The 15,105-nt window shown below is 41.2% G+C and carries 12 protein-coding genes; 8 read left to right on the top strand and 4 right to left on the bottom strand.

Features of this window, described 5'->3' with window-relative positions:
• Positions 1–66 precede the first annotated feature (66 nt).
• Both G0Q07_RS13615 and G0Q07_RS13610 read right to left on the bottom strand, forming a co-directional pair.
• Entirely contained in the window at positions 67–996 is a 930-nt protein-coding gene (locus tag G0Q07_RS13615) for an AEC family transporter (RefSeq protein ID WP_163346978.1), read from the bottom strand.
• Between the two features lie 10 nt (positions 997–1,006).
• Positions 1,007–1,621, bottom strand: a complete 615-nt coding sequence (locus G0Q07_RS13610; RefSeq protein WP_163346976.1) for a beta-phosphoglucomutase family hydrolase — start codon at positions 1,619–1,621, stop codon at positions 1,007–1,009.
• A 262-nt stretch (positions 1,622–1,883) separates the two neighbouring features.
• On the opposite strand from G0Q07_RS13610, the gene G0Q07_RS20355 reads away from it, so the two are divergent.
• Positions 1,884–2,156, top strand: a complete 273-nt coding sequence (locus G0Q07_RS20355) for a hypothetical protein (RefSeq protein WP_203532542.1) — start codon at positions 1,884–1,886, stop codon at positions 2,154–2,156.
• A complete protein-coding gene (gene katG, locus G0Q07_RS13605; protein WP_203532541.1) occupies positions 2,120–4,054 on the top strand; it encodes a catalase/peroxidase HPI in 1,935 nt (644 codons plus the stop codon). The genes G0Q07_RS20355 and katG overlap by 37 nt, the downstream gene beginning before the upstream one ends.
• Before the next feature lie 82 nt (positions 4,055–4,136).
• Here katG and G0Q07_RS13600 read toward each other — a convergent pair whose 3' ends face one another.
• Entirely contained in the window at positions 4,137–4,859 is a 723-nt protein-coding gene (locus G0Q07_RS13600) for an SIMPL domain-containing protein (RefSeq protein ID WP_163346974.1), read from the bottom strand.
• 3 nt (positions 4,860–4,862) lie between these two features.
• Positions 4,863–6,587 (bottom strand): cellulase family glycosylhydrolase, encoded by a 1,725-nt coding sequence (locus G0Q07_RS13595; RefSeq protein WP_163346965.1) that lies wholly within the window; start codon positions 6,585–6,587, stop codon positions 4,863–4,865.
• Between the two features lie 188 nt (positions 6,588–6,775).
• Here G0Q07_RS13595 and G0Q07_RS13590 point away from each other — a divergent pair, with 188 nt between their 5' ends.
• The 6 genes from G0Q07_RS13590 (at position 6,776) to G0Q07_RS13565 (ending at position 15,021) form a co-directional block, all read left to right on the top strand.
• Positions 6,776–7,225, top strand: coding sequence for a YybH family protein (locus G0Q07_RS13590; protein ID WP_163346962.1), 450 nt, complete (start codon positions 6,776–6,778; stop codon positions 7,223–7,225).
• 126 nt (positions 7,226–7,351) lie between these two features.
• Complete coding sequence (locus G0Q07_RS13585) at positions 7,352–9,475, top strand: S9 family peptidase (protein ID WP_163346960.1); 2,124 nt, start codon at positions 7,352–7,354, stop codon at positions 9,473–9,475.
• A 110-nt stretch (positions 9,476–9,585) separates the two neighbouring features.
• A complete protein-coding gene (locus G0Q07_RS13580) occupies positions 9,586–10,140 on the top strand; it encodes a helix-turn-helix domain-containing protein (RefSeq protein ID WP_163346958.1) in 555 nt (184 codons plus the stop codon).
• Between the two features lie 18 nt (positions 10,141–10,158).
• Positions 10,159–11,820: an AMP-binding protein gene (locus G0Q07_RS13575; RefSeq protein WP_163346956.1), complete on the top strand. Its 1,662-nt coding sequence runs from the start codon at positions 10,159–10,161 to the stop codon at positions 11,818–11,820.
• Between the two features lie 117 nt (positions 11,821–11,937).
• Positions 11,938–13,467 (top strand): LysM peptidoglycan-binding domain-containing protein, encoded by a 1,530-nt coding sequence (locus G0Q07_RS13570; protein WP_163346954.1) that lies wholly within the window; start codon positions 11,938–11,940, stop codon positions 13,465–13,467.
• Positions 13,468–13,554: 87 nt separating this feature from the next.
• A complete protein-coding gene (locus tag G0Q07_RS13565) occupies positions 13,555–15,021 on the top strand; it encodes a GDSL-type esterase/lipase family protein (RefSeq protein WP_163346952.1) in 1,467 nt (488 codons plus the stop codon).
• Positions 15,022–15,105: the final 84 nt, after the last annotated feature.

The following is a 15,105-nucleotide window of genomic DNA, read 5'->3' as shown; positions in this document are numbered from 1 at the left end:
TGATGGCGTAGAATTTTATTTGGATTCAATATCTGGTATCTGCGTAGTCTGCGAGAAACTTTTTATTCAGCCAAGAAACGCGATCCAAAGCGGAATAATAATCACCGAAAGCAGCGTACCCAGTACAACGATTCGAGCTACCAGTTTTGTTTCCAGTTTATACTGAACGGCAAGTGCATAAGGAGTTAGTCCGAGTGGCATTGCCGAATCGAGAATAGTGGCTTTAAACTGAAGGTCGTTTAAACCGGCTGTTCGGATACTAAATTGTAGTAGCAAAGGAAGAATGATCATGGTAACACACACAAAACCTAAAACCCTGATCCATTCCTTAGGAGCGCCAATTTTATTTTGCCCCAGAAATATTCCTAACGAGAAAAGAACTACAGCAGTTACCGATTCGGCAAAAAGGCTGATGGATTTATCGATAAACGACGGCACTTTTAGTTGAAATAAAACGATGGTTACACCCACAAAAACGGAGATCAGCAGTGGATTTTTGACCAGGCTCAGCATTAATTTTTTTGGTTGGATGCTTTCTTCCCCCGTAGCTTCAATAAGTATGACACCAAGCGTAAGCAGCCAAAAAACATAAACAGCGGAGAGGACAGCTGCTACAGGTAAAATATCGTCGCCAAAGCTACTACGCAACACCGGGATGCCGAGGTAAGCCACGTTCCCAAACGATAGGATAAGGAACAGTGAACTGCGTAAACGCTTTGAAAATTTAAAGATACGTGCGATGGGGAAGGCCAGTAACATGCACGTCGCAATATAAGCCGAATTAATAAGAATGAGTTGTGTATAGGATTCGCCTTGCGGATTGAGGTGCATCAGCGATGCAATTACCAGTGCCGGGAATCCGATCCACAGAGCGTATTTGTTCAGCACATCAACCCAAGGCCCGTGAGCCGCTTTTGTACGCGAAAAAAGTGTTCCGGTAAAGATGACAAGAAACAGGGGCGCAACAGTCTTCAGGGCCAGTAAAAAATGTGCCATAAATCCCGTTTTACTTGTTTGCAGTCAATTCCCAGTCGCCGTAAACAATGTGTTCACGCACATCGGTAACAAACATGCCGGCTTCTTTGGCTGCGGAAATACCCAAATCTCCATCTTCGAAAACCTGGCAAAGTTGCGGTTCAACGCCCATCAATTCGGCACATTTTACAAAGGTCTCAGGGTGTGGTTTGTGTTTCTGTACATCGTCAGCTGAAATTACAAAATCGAAATAGTCGCGAATACCCAGCTCTTTTAACTGCACTTCGGCACTTTTTCCGCTTGCGCCGGTTCCTACCGACATGGGTAGTTTCCCGTGATAACTTTTTACAATTGAGATGACCTCTTCAATTGGCTCAAGTAAATGCGCCGCGTCCCAAAATGCTTGTTGTTTCATACGAACCAGTATTTCGGGTTGTTCATCCACTTTGTATTGCTCAACAATTCGTTTGGCAAACTCAATCGTCGGGCGGCCTGTCATTTCGTGAATAATATTCGGGTCAAAATCAAAATTATATTTTTTCGCCACTATTTTCCAGGTTTCCAGATGCACGGGAAGCGAGTTCGACAGGGTTCCGTCTAAATCAAAAATCAAGGCTTTCGCCTCAGGATGAACTGTAATTGTCATTTTTCTGTAATTTGCCGTAAAAGTAACAGAACCCCAACACAGCGTGAAAGTTCAATTGCTAATACATGAAGATTTAATCATCAGTTAAAAAAGTCATCGTGATTATGTTTGCTTGAATTGTAAATTGCATAGATAAAATCTATTAATCATTAGTAATTAGTATTTAAAAGCTTGTAGATTAAAGAATTAATCATTTTTTAGTCGTGCTGTTTTTCGTATCTTATTGGGATAGTTACATAAATTATCACTTAAAACTAAGTATATGGAAAACAATCATTCAAAACAAGGCAAATGTCCGGTAATGCATGGTGGAAATACCGCTTCCGGCTCATCAGTTATGAGTTGGTGGCCCAATGCATTAAATCTCGACATTTTGCATCAGCATGACACTAAAACAAATCCATTAGGAAAAGATTTTAATTACCGGGAAGAGCTGAAAAAGCTGGATGTAGCGGCTTTAAAAAAGGATCTTCACGATTTAATGACCGATAGCCAGGAGTGGTGGCCGGCCGATTGGGGCATTACGGAGGATTGATGATTAGAATGGCCTGGCACGCTGCCGGTTCGTATCGAATTGCCGATGGCCGTGGAGGCGGAGGAACAGGAAACCAGCGTTTTGCACCATTAAACTCGTGGCCCGATAATGTGAGTCTGGATAAAGCGCGTCGTTTACTTTGGCCCATTAAAAAGAAATACGGCAATAAAGTAAGTTGGGCCGATTTGATCATTTTGGCCGGTAACATCGCCTACGAAAGTATGGGACTAAAAACCTTTGGTTTTGGATTTGGCCGCGAAGATATCTGGCATCCGGAGAAAGATACTTACTGGGGAGCCGAAAAAGAATGGCTGGCACCAAGTGACGAACGTTACGATGATGTAACAAAACCTGAGACGATGGAAAATCCGTTGGCTGCCGTTCAAATGGGATTGATCTATGTAAACCCGGAAGGAGTAAACGGAAAACCCGATCCGTTAAAAACTGCTCAGCAAATGCGCGAAACTTTCCGCCGAATGGCTATGAACGATGAGGAAACAGTGGCGCTGACTGCCGGTGGACATACCGTAGGAAAAACTCACGGTAACGGCGATGCAGAGGCCTTGGGGCCCGACCCTGAGTCTGCCGATGTGGATGAGCAAGGTTTGGGTTGGAAGAATCCGCATAAAACAGGAAAAGGTAGACATACAGTTACCAGTGGCTTGGAAGGTGCCTGGACAACAGAGCCAACCAAATGGGATAACGGTTATTTTAAGATGCTGTTTAACCACGAATGGGAATTGCGCAAAAGCCCTGCCGGTGCCCAACAATGGGAACCTGTTAGTATTGCAGATGAAGATAAACCGGCTGATGTAGAGGATTTTTCAATTCGTACCATCCCGATGATGACCGATGCCGATATGGCCTTAAAAATGGATCCGGAGTACAGAAAGATCTCTGAAAAGTTCATGAATGATTTCGATGCGCTTTCTGATGCTTTTGCCCGCGCCTGGTTTAAACTAACGCATCGCGATATGGGACCGAAAGCACGTTATTTTGGCCCGGATGTTCCTGAAGAGGATCTGATCTGGCAAGATCCGGTTCTGGCAGGTAAATCGGATTATGATGTTGATGCGGTAAAAGCAAAAATTGCTGCTTCAGGACTTAGCATTACCGACATGGTTTCTACAGCATGGGATAGCGCAAGAACTTTCCGTGGATCGGATATGCGCGGTGGTGCCAATGGTGCCCGCATTCGTTTGGCTCCTCAGAAAGATTGGGAAGGAAATGAGCCGGAACGTTTGGCGAAGGTTTTAGCGGTGCTTGAGCCAATAGCGGCTGAGTTTGGAATTAGCGTAGCCGACGTAATTGTATTGGCCGGAAATGTTGGGGTTGAACAGTCCATTAAAAAAGCAGGAATGAATGTTTCTGTTCCGTTTTTGCCCGGACGGGGAGATGCTACCGATAAAATGACCGATGCCGAGTCGTTTGCTCCGTTGGAACCATTGGCTGATGGATTTAGAAACTGGCAGAAAAAAGATTATGTGGTTAGTCCGGAAGAACTGATGCTCGACCGGGCACAGTTAATGGGATTAACAGCACACGAAATGACCGTTTTGGTTGGTGGAATGCGCATGATGGGAACAAATTATGGTGGTACACAGCATGGCGTGTTTACTGATAAAGTTGGAGCATTAAGCAATGATTTTTTCGTAAATCTAACGGATATGGCTTACAACTGGAAGCCAACGGATAAAGGTTATTACGAAATTTGCGATCGAAAATCAGGCGACGTAAAATGGACGGCAACTCGTATTGATTTAGTGTTTGGATCGAATGCTGTTTTACGCGCATATTCTGAAGTTTATGCACAAGACGATAGCAAAGAAAAATTTGTAACCGACTTTGTAAAAGCCTGGAATAAAGTGATGAACGCTGATCGTTTTGATTTAGAATAGCAACTAATTTTGCTCTAAAGATAAAGGCTGTCCAATACTAATTTTGGACAGCCTTTTTTATATCCTTCAGCAGGGAATGTTCTTACAAATTCCAAGAAATAATAATATTGGTGGCCATAATAATTTCGTCGGGCGATAGTACCTCGGTAATCGATGATTCAGACTGCATTTTCATTGCTATCGATCCGGAAGATAACAATTCGCGGTCGTTCATCCGGGCAATAGTTCTTTGATCGCCATATTGTATCGATTTGATTGTCCCCAATTTTACTCCTGCACTTTTTGTAATAATTTCCGCTTTGTCACGCGCGTCTTGTACCGCAAGATCGATCAGTTTTTCTTTTACTGCATTGCGTTGTTCTTCCGACAGTCCAAAACTCAGGTTGAAATTGGATTCAACATTATCTTTTATTATTGAAAATATGAGATCGTTTTTTTCATAATCGCGCTGTGTTTTTAATGTAAGCGGGATATTTGCTTCATAACCATCGAAAACCATTTTTCGGAGTTGTGGATCGTGGCGTTGTACCTCCCTGATGGAATAACTACTGGCTTTTATCAAGTCTTCATCAATTCCATTTTCCACAAAAAGTGCTTTTATTTTTGCCAGTTTTTCAACAGCCATATCGGCACAACGGGAATAGTTACTGTCTTTAACACTCAGGTTAACTGTAAAGGAAATTTCTTCGGGAACTAATTTTACTGTCGATTTTCCTTCAACAGTAATAATTCCACTTTCAGTATTTTGCGCAAAAGTGACGAGTGAAAAAACGATAAGGGCTAAGGATACAATAATTCTTTTCATGACTTACTTTTTAATGATTTTAAAGGTCTGTTGTAAAACCTGGTTTGATAAAGTTACAAAGTATATGCCAGAAGACAGTTTATCAACAGTAATCTCGTTAAGGTGATTTGCAAGTTGTGTTTGTTGTATGGTTTGCCCGTCGATAGTTTTTAGTTGTAGTTGCTGAAAATCATCCTGATTATCAATAAAAAGTTGATTGTAAGTGGGATTGGGATAGATTTTGCTTTTAAGAATTTTTACAGATTCAACCGAAGTTGGAAATTGGATTTCAACCGATTCAAGCGTTATATATTCAATTGTAATATCTGATGCATTTGTTCCCAGGTCAAAAACGATCCGGGCATAGTTGTCGGTTGTTGTCATATCGAAAACAGTTGAATACACCCTAAAAGTATCAGTCAGACTAAAACCGGAATAACCGCTGTAAGAACTCCATGGCGAAACATTCATGCCAACATACGAAGTTGCAGTTCTGTCATCCACCGATTTGGCTTTAAAAGTAAGCCGGTATTTTTTCCCGGCTTCCAAAGCTACATTGTTTTTTGCGAGTTGAATGTGCCAGCCTTCAGAACCTGCAGTTGTAATATCCACTGCCAGGTTTCCGCTACTTTGTATCAACGTTGCGCCTGCTCCGTTGTTTGTTGATAATGACCAGTCGTTAATCGTTTGATCAAATTGTGAGGAGTAAATCGCTGTGCCAACATATACGGCAGGTTCGGACATTTCGTTATTTAGTAATGCATCAATCAGTCGATTATTGTAGCTGTCATCATCGGGATTATAAATGCCAAAACCTGCACTGAATTCCCAGTAGGTCCAGCTCCATCCCTGCGATTCGATAAAACGTGCGATGTAAGTTGTCCAGCGCTCGCGCGAATCCATATCTGCTTTGCTATACGATCCAAATTCGCCCACATGTACCGGAATATTTTTCTGCTGTTCCCATGCTTTTAATGGAGCAAATTCATCTTGTACAATTTCGCGTTCTGTTTCAGTGTCCGTCCATTCCGTTCCCAGCCATGCGTCGGTACCGTTGCTCCATTCTGCTCCCTGGTGCGTAAACGAAAAGGGATTGTAATAATGCACCGTAACAATAATATTATCATCGTCGTGTAATTCCAGTTTTGATAAACCGCCCAGCCCTCCGTATTCTGCAGTCCCGATTAGCACCACTCTGTCGGGATTGTCTTCCCTAATTGTTGAAAGTGCATCGGCGAAAAAAGTATTCCATTTTGTGGCATCAAGATTTCCGTGAGGCTCATTCAAGATCTCGAATAATAACGAATCGGGGTAGTCGGCAAAATACTCCGAAATCTGTTTCCACTGGGTGAGGAATCGCTCTTTTTGCCCATCAGGATTTTCAAAAAGCTCCTCGTGATGATGCATGTTTATGATGGCGTACAATCCAGTATTTAAGCATGAATCAACCACTTCTTTGATACGATTTAAAAATTCCGGGGTTATTGTAAATGGTTCGGTTGCAGCACTTCTTTCTTCCGGCTCCCAGCGAACAGGAATACGAACATGGTTAAAGCCAAGATCAGCAATAATTTTTGGATACTCCGGTTTCCACGGATTGCCCCAGGCAGTTTCAGAAGGAGCCTCGAACATATTCCCGAAGTTAATACCACGACCCAATTGAGCGTTTATTTCAAACGCTTTTTCGCGGGTTTGACCTGATAATAGCAGACTTGATACCAGAAGAAATACAGAGAATAAGATTTTCATTTATGTTCGATTTGATCGTTTAGTTTATTGGTTTACAACAAAGACTTTTCATACTGTCTAAAAAACAATAATACGGTATTTTTTCTGATCGGTATAAAAAACGTTCGTTTATTTGTTTTTCATTGGTTTGTTGCCACGGCATCTGAAAAATACACTATTTTCAACACTCAATTTTAAAAATCAATTTTATGAGAAAGACTCTTGTAATCAGCATCATTTTTTTGCTGTTCTCCAACTTGGGATTTACACAAGAAAAAATCACGGAGAATGAAAAGGAGCATATATTGTTGTTGCTTGATAAACAGACTGAAGCCTGGAATGAAGGCGACCTCGAAAAGTTTATGGAAACCTACTGGAAATCGGATAAACTGGTATTTATGGGATCACGCGGACCAACTTACGGCTGGCAGGCAACGCTTGATGGTTACAAAAAAGGTTATCCCGGCAAAACGGCGATGGGGCATCTGGAATTTAAAATTCTGGATTTAAGGAAAATCGATACCAAAACAGTTTTTCTGATCGGACGTTATGAACTGACACGCGAGATTGGTGATCTGATCGGGCATTTTACGCTAATTATTCAGAAGATTGATGGGGGATGGGTGATTATTAGTGATCATTCCAGCGGCGTAAGCTGAAAGAGGTACTTTTATTAAAACCTTGCTGAATGCGAATGACTGAAAAGTTTTAATTCCTGTTGTTTCTCATGGCAGGAAAAAGCAGAACTTTTGCTATTTTCGGACTTCATTTTTAAAATCGAAAAAATGCGTCGAATTATAATTATCCTGTTCCTCTTTGTTCAAGCTTTTGCTTTTGCCCAAACCAAACAAATGAGTCTGGAAGATGCCGTTTATGGGCGGTACACTTATTTGAGTCCGAAATCGATGTCCGGTTTACAATGGATAGATGATGAACATTTTTCTTTTGTTGAAGACAAAAATATCGTTACTGAATCGGCAAAAACAGGCGACCAAAAAGCTGTTGTTACGCTTGATGAACTCAATGAAATTACGGGTTCAACTTTCCGACGTGTACCATCACACCGCTGGATTAGTGAAGCAAAGCTCCTTTTTTTGTCATCAAAAAAGCACTGGTTGATTGATTTAAATAAAAAGGAAGCGGAATATGTAATTGAACTTCCGGAGAAAGCAAAAAATGCGAATTTTTCTGAATCAAGACAATTTGTGGCTTTCACGCAAGGCGATGATTTATTTATTACCCTTACTGATGGAATAACAAAACAAATTACGAACGATGGCGGAAACGGAATTGTAAACGGACAAACCGTTCACCGTAATGAGTTTGGTATTTCAGGAGGCATTTTTAATTCGCCAAAAGGAAATTTTGTGGCTTTCTACCGCAAAGATGAAAGTATGGTAAAAGATTATCCGCTGGTGGATTTTATGGCACGCGAAGCAGAATACAATCCGGTAAAATACCCAATGGCCGGAATGGCAAGTCATCATGTAACGCTGGGCATTTATAACATTGAAACTGGAAAAACAACTTTCCTAAAAACCGGAGAGCCATTGGATCATTTTCTTACGAATGTAGCGTGGTCGCCCGATGAGAAAAATATATACATGGCCGAATTGAATCGGGAACAAAACCACATGCAATTAAATTGTTACAATGTGGCAAGCGGTGAAAAAGTAAAAACACTTTTTGAAGAGTCTTCAGATACCTATGTTGAGCCGCTTTATCCCATTCAGTTTTCAAAAGTAAATCCAACCGAATTTTATTATCTGAGTCGCCACGATGGATGGTTTCATGTATACAAATACAACACCGATGGTGAATTGGTTCAGCAAATAACAAAAGGAGAATGGGAAGTAACAAACATGCTTGGTTTCGATGCAAAAGAAGAAACTCTGTTTATTGAAGCTACAATAGATGATCCGCTGCAAAATAACATTTATAAAGTGGATGTGAAAACGGGAAAAACAGAACGGCTTTCAACTGAAACTGGCGTTCATCGCGGAAATTTAAGCCCCGAAGCAACCTATCTCATTGATCGTTGGTCGGCAAATGAAGTGCCTGGAAAAGTTGATTTGTTTTCATCAAAAGGAGGGTTTGAAAGAATAATTTTCGAAGCAGAAAATCCCTTGGAGGAATATCAGTTGGGCGAAAACAAACTGGTAACCTTAAAAACCAAAGATGAAAAATATGATTTGCACGGACGCTTGATTCTGCCCGTAGATTTTGATCCTGCAAAAAAATACCCGGTTGTTGTATATGTTTATGGCGGACCGCACTCGCAACTGGTAACCAAGGGCTGGCACAACCAGGCACGTTGGTGGCAATATTATATGGCAGCACAAGGCTACATTGCATTTACGCTCGATAACCGCGGAACGTTAAATCGTGGTCGTGCTTTTGAAACTGCCATTCATCGTAAATTGGGCGAGCTGGAAACCGAAGATCAGATGCAGGGAATTGAATACTTACTTTCTCTTCCTTATGTTGATACCGACCGGATTGGTGTTCATGGATGGAGCTACGGTGGTTTTATGACCCTGAATTTAAAACTGAAACATCCCGATATTTTTAAAGTGGCTGTGGCCGGTGGTCCGGTAGTAGACTGGAGCATGTACGAGATAATGTATGGCGAGCGCTACATGGATATGCCGCAGGAAAATCCGGAAGGATATAATAATGCAGACATGAGCAATTACGTGATAAGTCTGGATGGAAAACTGATGCTTATTCATGGCGTACAGGACGAAACAGTAGTAATGCAGCACAGCATGAAATTTCTGCGCGAATGTGTAAAACAAAACAAACAGGTTGACTTTTTCGCCTACCCAGCTCATCCGCATAATGTCCGTGGTAAAGATCGCGTACATCTGATGGAGAAGGTAAGTCAGTATTTCTTCGAGAATTTGTAAATACTTTTTTGTTTTTAAATTTACGACTGGAATTGTGAAACTTGAAAACTGAGCGACCAATATAAAAAGCAACAACTTTGGTTTAAACGAAGCAATAGAATCGAAACATTATGAACGAACAAATTAAGGAAATAGCTTTAAGATTGAGAGGTTTACGCGATATGCTCAATATTTCTATTGATGAAATAGCAACTTGCTGCAAAGTGTCTGCCGAAGAATACGAAGGATACGAAAGTGGAAAAAACGACATTCCGATTGGCGTTCTCGAAAATATATCTAAAAAATATAACATTGGATTAACGGCATTGCTGTTTGGCGATGAGCCTCACATGAAATCATTTTGTCTAACCCGGGCGGGGCAGGGAACCGCCATGGAACGGACACAGGCATATAAATACCAGGCATTGGCATCGGGGTTTACAGGACGGAAAGCCGATCCGTTTATTGTAAGCATTGAACCGGATACCGAAGAAAAACCAATTCACTTAAATAGTCACAGCGGACAGGAAATGAACTATGTTTTGCAAGGTAAAATGTTGCTGAGTGTTGGAGGGCACGAATTAATACTGAACGAAGGAGACAGCCTTTATTTTGATGCAACACTTCCGCACGGAATGAAAGCACTGGACGGGAAAACAGTAAAATTTCTGGCTGTAATTCTATAATAAAAACTTTGACGCTACATGATTGAAAAATATTTAAAACAAACGGCTTTTACCGATTTTGAGGATTTTAAAGCCAATTATGAGTTACTTATTCCGGAAGATTTCAACTTTGCTTACGATGTGGTAGATGGGTGGGCCGCAAAAGAACCGAATAAACGAGCATTGCTTTGGACAAACGATAAAGGCGAAAGCCGCTCGTTTACTTTTGACGAATTGAAAGAAATTACGGATCGTACTGCCGGTTATTTATCGTCGCTGGGAATTGGGAAAGGAGATATGGTAATGGCCATTTTAAAGCGTCGTGCCGAGTTTTGGTTTACCATTATTGCATTGCATAAAATTGGCGCCGTAATTATTCCGGCCACACACTTGTTGACTAAAAAAGACATTATTTACCGTAACAATGCCGCAACAATAAAAGCCATTATTTGCGATGGTGATGAGCAGATAACAAGGCACGTAAATGATGCTTTGCCCGAGTCGCCATCAATTGAAAAGGTGGTTTCTATCGGTCCGGTAATTCCGGAAGGATGGGAAGATTTTCATAAGGGAATTGAAAAGGCAAAACCATTGCAACGCCCAAAAGAACCCACAAAAAATGAAGATCCTTTAATCGTTAGTTTTACCTCGGGAACTACTGGCGATCCGAAAATGGTGGTACTCGACAGTGTTTATCCGCTGGCACACATTGTTACTGCAAAATACTGGCAGAACCTGCACGAAGATAGCCTGCATTTAACTATTGCCGACACCGGTTGGCTAAAAGCGGTTTGGGGAAAATTATACGGACAATGGCTGGTTGGCGCTTCTGTTTTTGTGTACGATCACGAAAAATTTACGCCTTCCGATATTCTGGAAGTATTATCAAAATATCGGGTTACATCGCTTTGTGCCCCGCCAACAATTTTTAGATTCCTGATCCGGGAAGATTTTGCAAAATATGATTTGTCAGCACTTGAATGGTGTACCATTGCCGGAGAAGCTTTAAATCCCGAGGTATACAACCGGTTTCTCGAATTAACAGGAATTAAACTGCGAGAAGGATATGGACAAAGTGAAACAACCCTATCGGTATTTACTTCGCCATGGGTAGAACCAAAGCCGGGATCGATGGGACTTCCAAGTCCGCATTACGATATTGATTTGCTGAATTCAGAAGGCCAGTCTGCCGAAGCCGGAGAGCAAGGGCAAATTGTAATTCGTATCGACAAACAATATCCGGCCGGACTTTTTGAAGGCTACTATCGCAACCAGGAATTGACCGATGAAGCGATGTCGGATGGAATTTATTACACCGGCGATTTGGCCTGGAAAGATGAGGATGGTTATTTGTGGTTTGTGGGAAGAGCCGACGATGTGATAAAAAGCTCGGGGTACCGAATTGGGCCTTTTGAGGTGGAAAGTGCGCTGATGACACATCCGGCGGTGGTGGAATGTGCTATTACCGGTATTCCTGATGAAATACGAGGACAGATCGTAAAAGCGACGGTTGTTTTGGCAAAAGATTATAAAGATCAGGCCGGTGATGAATTGGTTAAGGTTTTGCAAGCTCATGTAAAAGAAGTTACCGCCCCGTATAAATATCCCAGGCAAATTGAATTTGTTGATGAATTGCCCAAAACCATTAGCGGAAAAATTCGCCGTGTAGAGATTCGTGACCGCGATAATGAATCAAAATAGATTATCGATTATCCAATCCGGAACGGGTTAGATGTTTTTATAGAATTCCTTTGGAATAATTGTCGCCTGTTTAATCGGAAATCATATTTTTGCGTAACATTTTTGCAAGAATTATATTTGAAAGAATTAGTACAAAATAAGCCAGGTTCTTTTATTGGACTATTTATGATTTTACTGTTGCTTGTTCCATTGGTAAATAGTGGGCAGCAAAGTACAATCAACGAAGGTTTCGAAAATCGGTTGTTGAAAAATATCCATCAGCAGGTTTTTGAATATCCCTGGAACGATGCTGCTTTTCTCCCGGGGAAGCTGGAGCTTGCTAGCCGGCAGACGATGAAACGAAAACTGAAGGACGCGAGGGAATATGCATATAATCCCGATAAATTTGAGGCTAGCTTTTCGGCTTTAAATAATTTATCTGCACCCGATAAGGCAATTTTTATCAAAAGCTTTTATTTCTATCAGCCGGAAATAATAAAAGAATTAGTCCAGGCAGGGCTAGGCGAAGATTTACAGTATCTGCCGGCGGTACTTTCTGCTTTTAATACCGAAGCCAAAAGTTCTTTTAAACGGGCAGGAATTTGGCAGTTAACACATTTTCAGGGGGTATTGAATGGTTTGCAAATTAATAAACTTGTAGATGAACGCATAAATACAGAAAAAGCTACTCGTGCAGCGGTTCAGGAATTGAAGAAGAATGAAACATTGTTTGATGATCCCCAAAAAGCCATACTGGCTTTTGTTTTCGGGAAAACCAAAATAAAGAATTTATGTCGCAGGGCGGGCGGTGATGATTGTTCGGTAAACGAATTGCTGGCAATTGCACCGGAAGAAATGACTGATTTTATGGCGGCTTACCAGGCATCTGCAGCATTTTTGAGTCAGAACAAATTTTTTTATGAACAGGAACTTCCAAAAACAGCGCTAGCAAAAGTACGCTTGCAAACACATTTTGACCAAATTAGTGCGGTGTTACCGATTTCAAATAATGAACTCTGGTTTTTAAATCCGCAATATCATTACTCCATTATACCTGAAAAGGCATCGATTACTTTACCTGAAGAAATGAAACAAGACTTTTTGTTTCTGCAGGATTCCATTTATAAGGGTGTCGACTCTACTTTGTTTGAGGTTGTAGCCCAAAAGATTGAATATCCACCGGCACCCAATCGTCAGTATTTGGGTGAGAAGGTAAAAGATCTGGAGATTGAAGGAAAGACAAAAATAGAATACACCATTAAATCGGGTGATGTGTTGGGTTTTATTGCCGAAGATTACGATGTGCGTGTGGCCGATTTAAAATACTGGAATAATATTTATAACGAACGAAAAATTCAGGCAGGGAAAACGCTCGATATTTTTGTCGACGATGAGAATGCGGAACACTATCGCAATCTTCAACAACAAACAGCAAAAAATGAGGAGCCCAAAACAATAGTTCCAAATTTTGGCTCAGGAACTTTACCGGGTATTGTTATTCCTGAGTCGTCGAGAAAAGTGGAGCACATAGTAAAAAGTGGTGAATCGCCTTATGTAATTGCACAAAAATACGATGGGGTAACACCCGAAAAAATACTGGAATGGAACAGCATCAGCGATGCACGTAAAATTCAAATAGGTCAGAAACTAATTATTTACGTTCAATGAAACGAGCACGTAAAAATAGTTGCATAAAGGAGCAAAATTGTCAGCGAGTTACATCGAATACCACTGAAAGTTTTAAATTTTAATGAGATGAAGCCATTACACACATTATCATTTATTTTAGGCGTAATTACCTTGTTGGCTGGCGCAATGTGGCTGATGCCAGACGATGGTTTCGAGATGGGTGAAATGACTTTTCATATGCCAACATTCTCTGAAATGATTATTGGTGATGATGTGGAATATGCCGATGTTTCAGAAATTATCTCGCAACAATTTGAAATAGATTCACTGGTAAATATTGAAATGGATACTACAGCCGGAGATACTATTGTTGAAGTCGTTCATCGTGCAGATTATGATACGCTTGTTCAATCGATACACCGTATTGAAATGACAGAACAGAGCAAAGAAAATCTGTACCGCTTTTTTGGTCATCTGAAAAGTGATTCGCTGGTTCGGATTATGCATTACGGCGACAGCCAGATTGAAGGCGACCGGATAACATCTTTTATTCGAAACAAACTGCAGGTGAAATTTGGCGGAACAGGAGTGGGGTTGCGTCCTGCTTTGCAACCTTATGATTATATTTTTAGTGCAAAACAACTGAATTCCGATAACTGGAAACGTTATCCGATATACGGCAAAGTCGATTCTACGGTAGAGCACAGTCGTTACGGTGTGATGGGAGCCTTTTCGCGCTATGCACCATTGGCCAGCGATACCATCCCTTTTAAAGACTCAATAATTTATGAGGCTGAAATGAATGTCTCGAAATCAGATATATCATACAAACGTACCCGCGAATACGAAAATATGCGACTTTTTTACGGACACACCAAACGTCCGGTGAGTGTTCAGTTAATGGCGCGCGGCGATACCGTTCTAACGGATACACTTTTACCAGATACAACTTACGCGGTGCTGGAATGTGAATTGCCCGATTCAACATCAAGTGTAACCTTGAAATTCTCGGGTTATGATGGTCCGGATGTTTATGGAATTGAACTGGCTTCGAAGCAAGGAGTCATTGTTGATAATATCGCTCTTCGCGGAAGTTCCGGAACAATTTTTACAAAGGCAGATTACCAACATAGTCTGAAAATGTATAACGACCTGAATCCAAAATTCTTTATTCTGCAATTTGGTGGGAATGTAATTCCATACATAAAAGATAAGAAAGCAATTGAGCGCTACGGCCGCTGGTTTGACAGCCAGATAAAACGAATTAATTCTTTGTGCCCCGACGCGGCCATTCTTGTTATCGGACCAAGTGATATGTCGACAAAGAAAAAGGACAATTACGTTACCTATAAACATTTGCCCAGCGTGGTAGAAACACTAAAACAGGTGGCGCTGGAGAATAACTGTGCCTATTGGGATATGTACCAGGCAATGGGGGGTTACAACAGTATGCCGTCGTGGGTAAATGCCCAACCCGAATTGGCACGGCCCGATTATGTCCATTTCTCTGCACGTGGAGCGCGAGTGGTAGCCAACATGTTTTACAATGCATTAATTCTGGAGTATAACAATTATTTGGAGGAGGAGATGTAATGGGGAAGAAAGTTCAACGTTCAACGTTCAGGGGTCAGAGTTCCAATACAGCTGTCATTTCGAACGCTGTGAGAAATCTGTTTC

This window comes from Draconibacterium halophilum (assembly GCF_010448835.1).
Taxonomy (GTDB): domain Bacteria; phylum Bacteroidota; class Bacteroidia; order Bacteroidales; family Prolixibacteraceae; genus Draconibacterium; species Draconibacterium halophilum.
Note: the sequence above shows the minus strand (reverse complement) of the source record. Positions and strands in the feature narration are given on the sequence as shown.

Bases quoted from the DNA above. Each gene is read 5' to 3' on its own strand.
- G0Q07_RS20355 (WP_203532542.1), top strand. From the start codon at position 1,884: ATGGAAAACAATCATTCAAAACAAGGCAAATGTCCGGTAATGCATGGT.
- G0Q07_RS13565 (WP_163346952.1), top strand. From the start codon at position 13,555: ATGAAGCCATTACACACATTATCATTTATTTTAGGCGTAATTACCTTG.
- G0Q07_RS13590 (WP_163346962.1), top strand. From the start codon at position 6,776: ATGAGAAAGACTCTTGTAATCAGCATCATTTTTTTGCTGTTCTCCAAC.
- G0Q07_RS13585 (WP_163346960.1), top strand. From the start codon at position 7,352: ATGCGTCGAATTATAATTATCCTGTTCCTCTTTGTTCAAGCTTTTGCT.
- G0Q07_RS13610 (WP_163346976.1), bottom strand. From the start codon at position 1,621: ATGACAATTACAGTTCATCCTGAGGCGAAAGCCTTGATTTTTGATTTA.
- G0Q07_RS13615 (WP_163346978.1), bottom strand. From the start codon at position 996: ATGGCACATTTTTTACTGGCCCTGAAGACTGTTGCGCCCCTGTTTCTT.
- G0Q07_RS13595 (WP_163346965.1), bottom strand. From the start codon at position 6,587: ATGAAAATCTTATTCTCTGTATTTCTTCTGGTATCAAGTCTGCTATTA.
- G0Q07_RS13600 (WP_163346974.1), bottom strand. From the start codon at position 4,859: ATGAAAAGAATTATTGTATCCTTAGCCCTTATCGTTTTTTCACTCGTC.
- G0Q07_RS13580 (WP_163346958.1), top strand. From the start codon at position 9,586: ATGAACGAACAAATTAAGGAAATAGCTTTAAGATTGAGAGGTTTACGC.
- G0Q07_RS13575 (WP_163346956.1), top strand. From the start codon at position 10,159: ATGATTGAAAAATATTTAAAACAAACGGCTTTTACCGATTTTGAGGAT.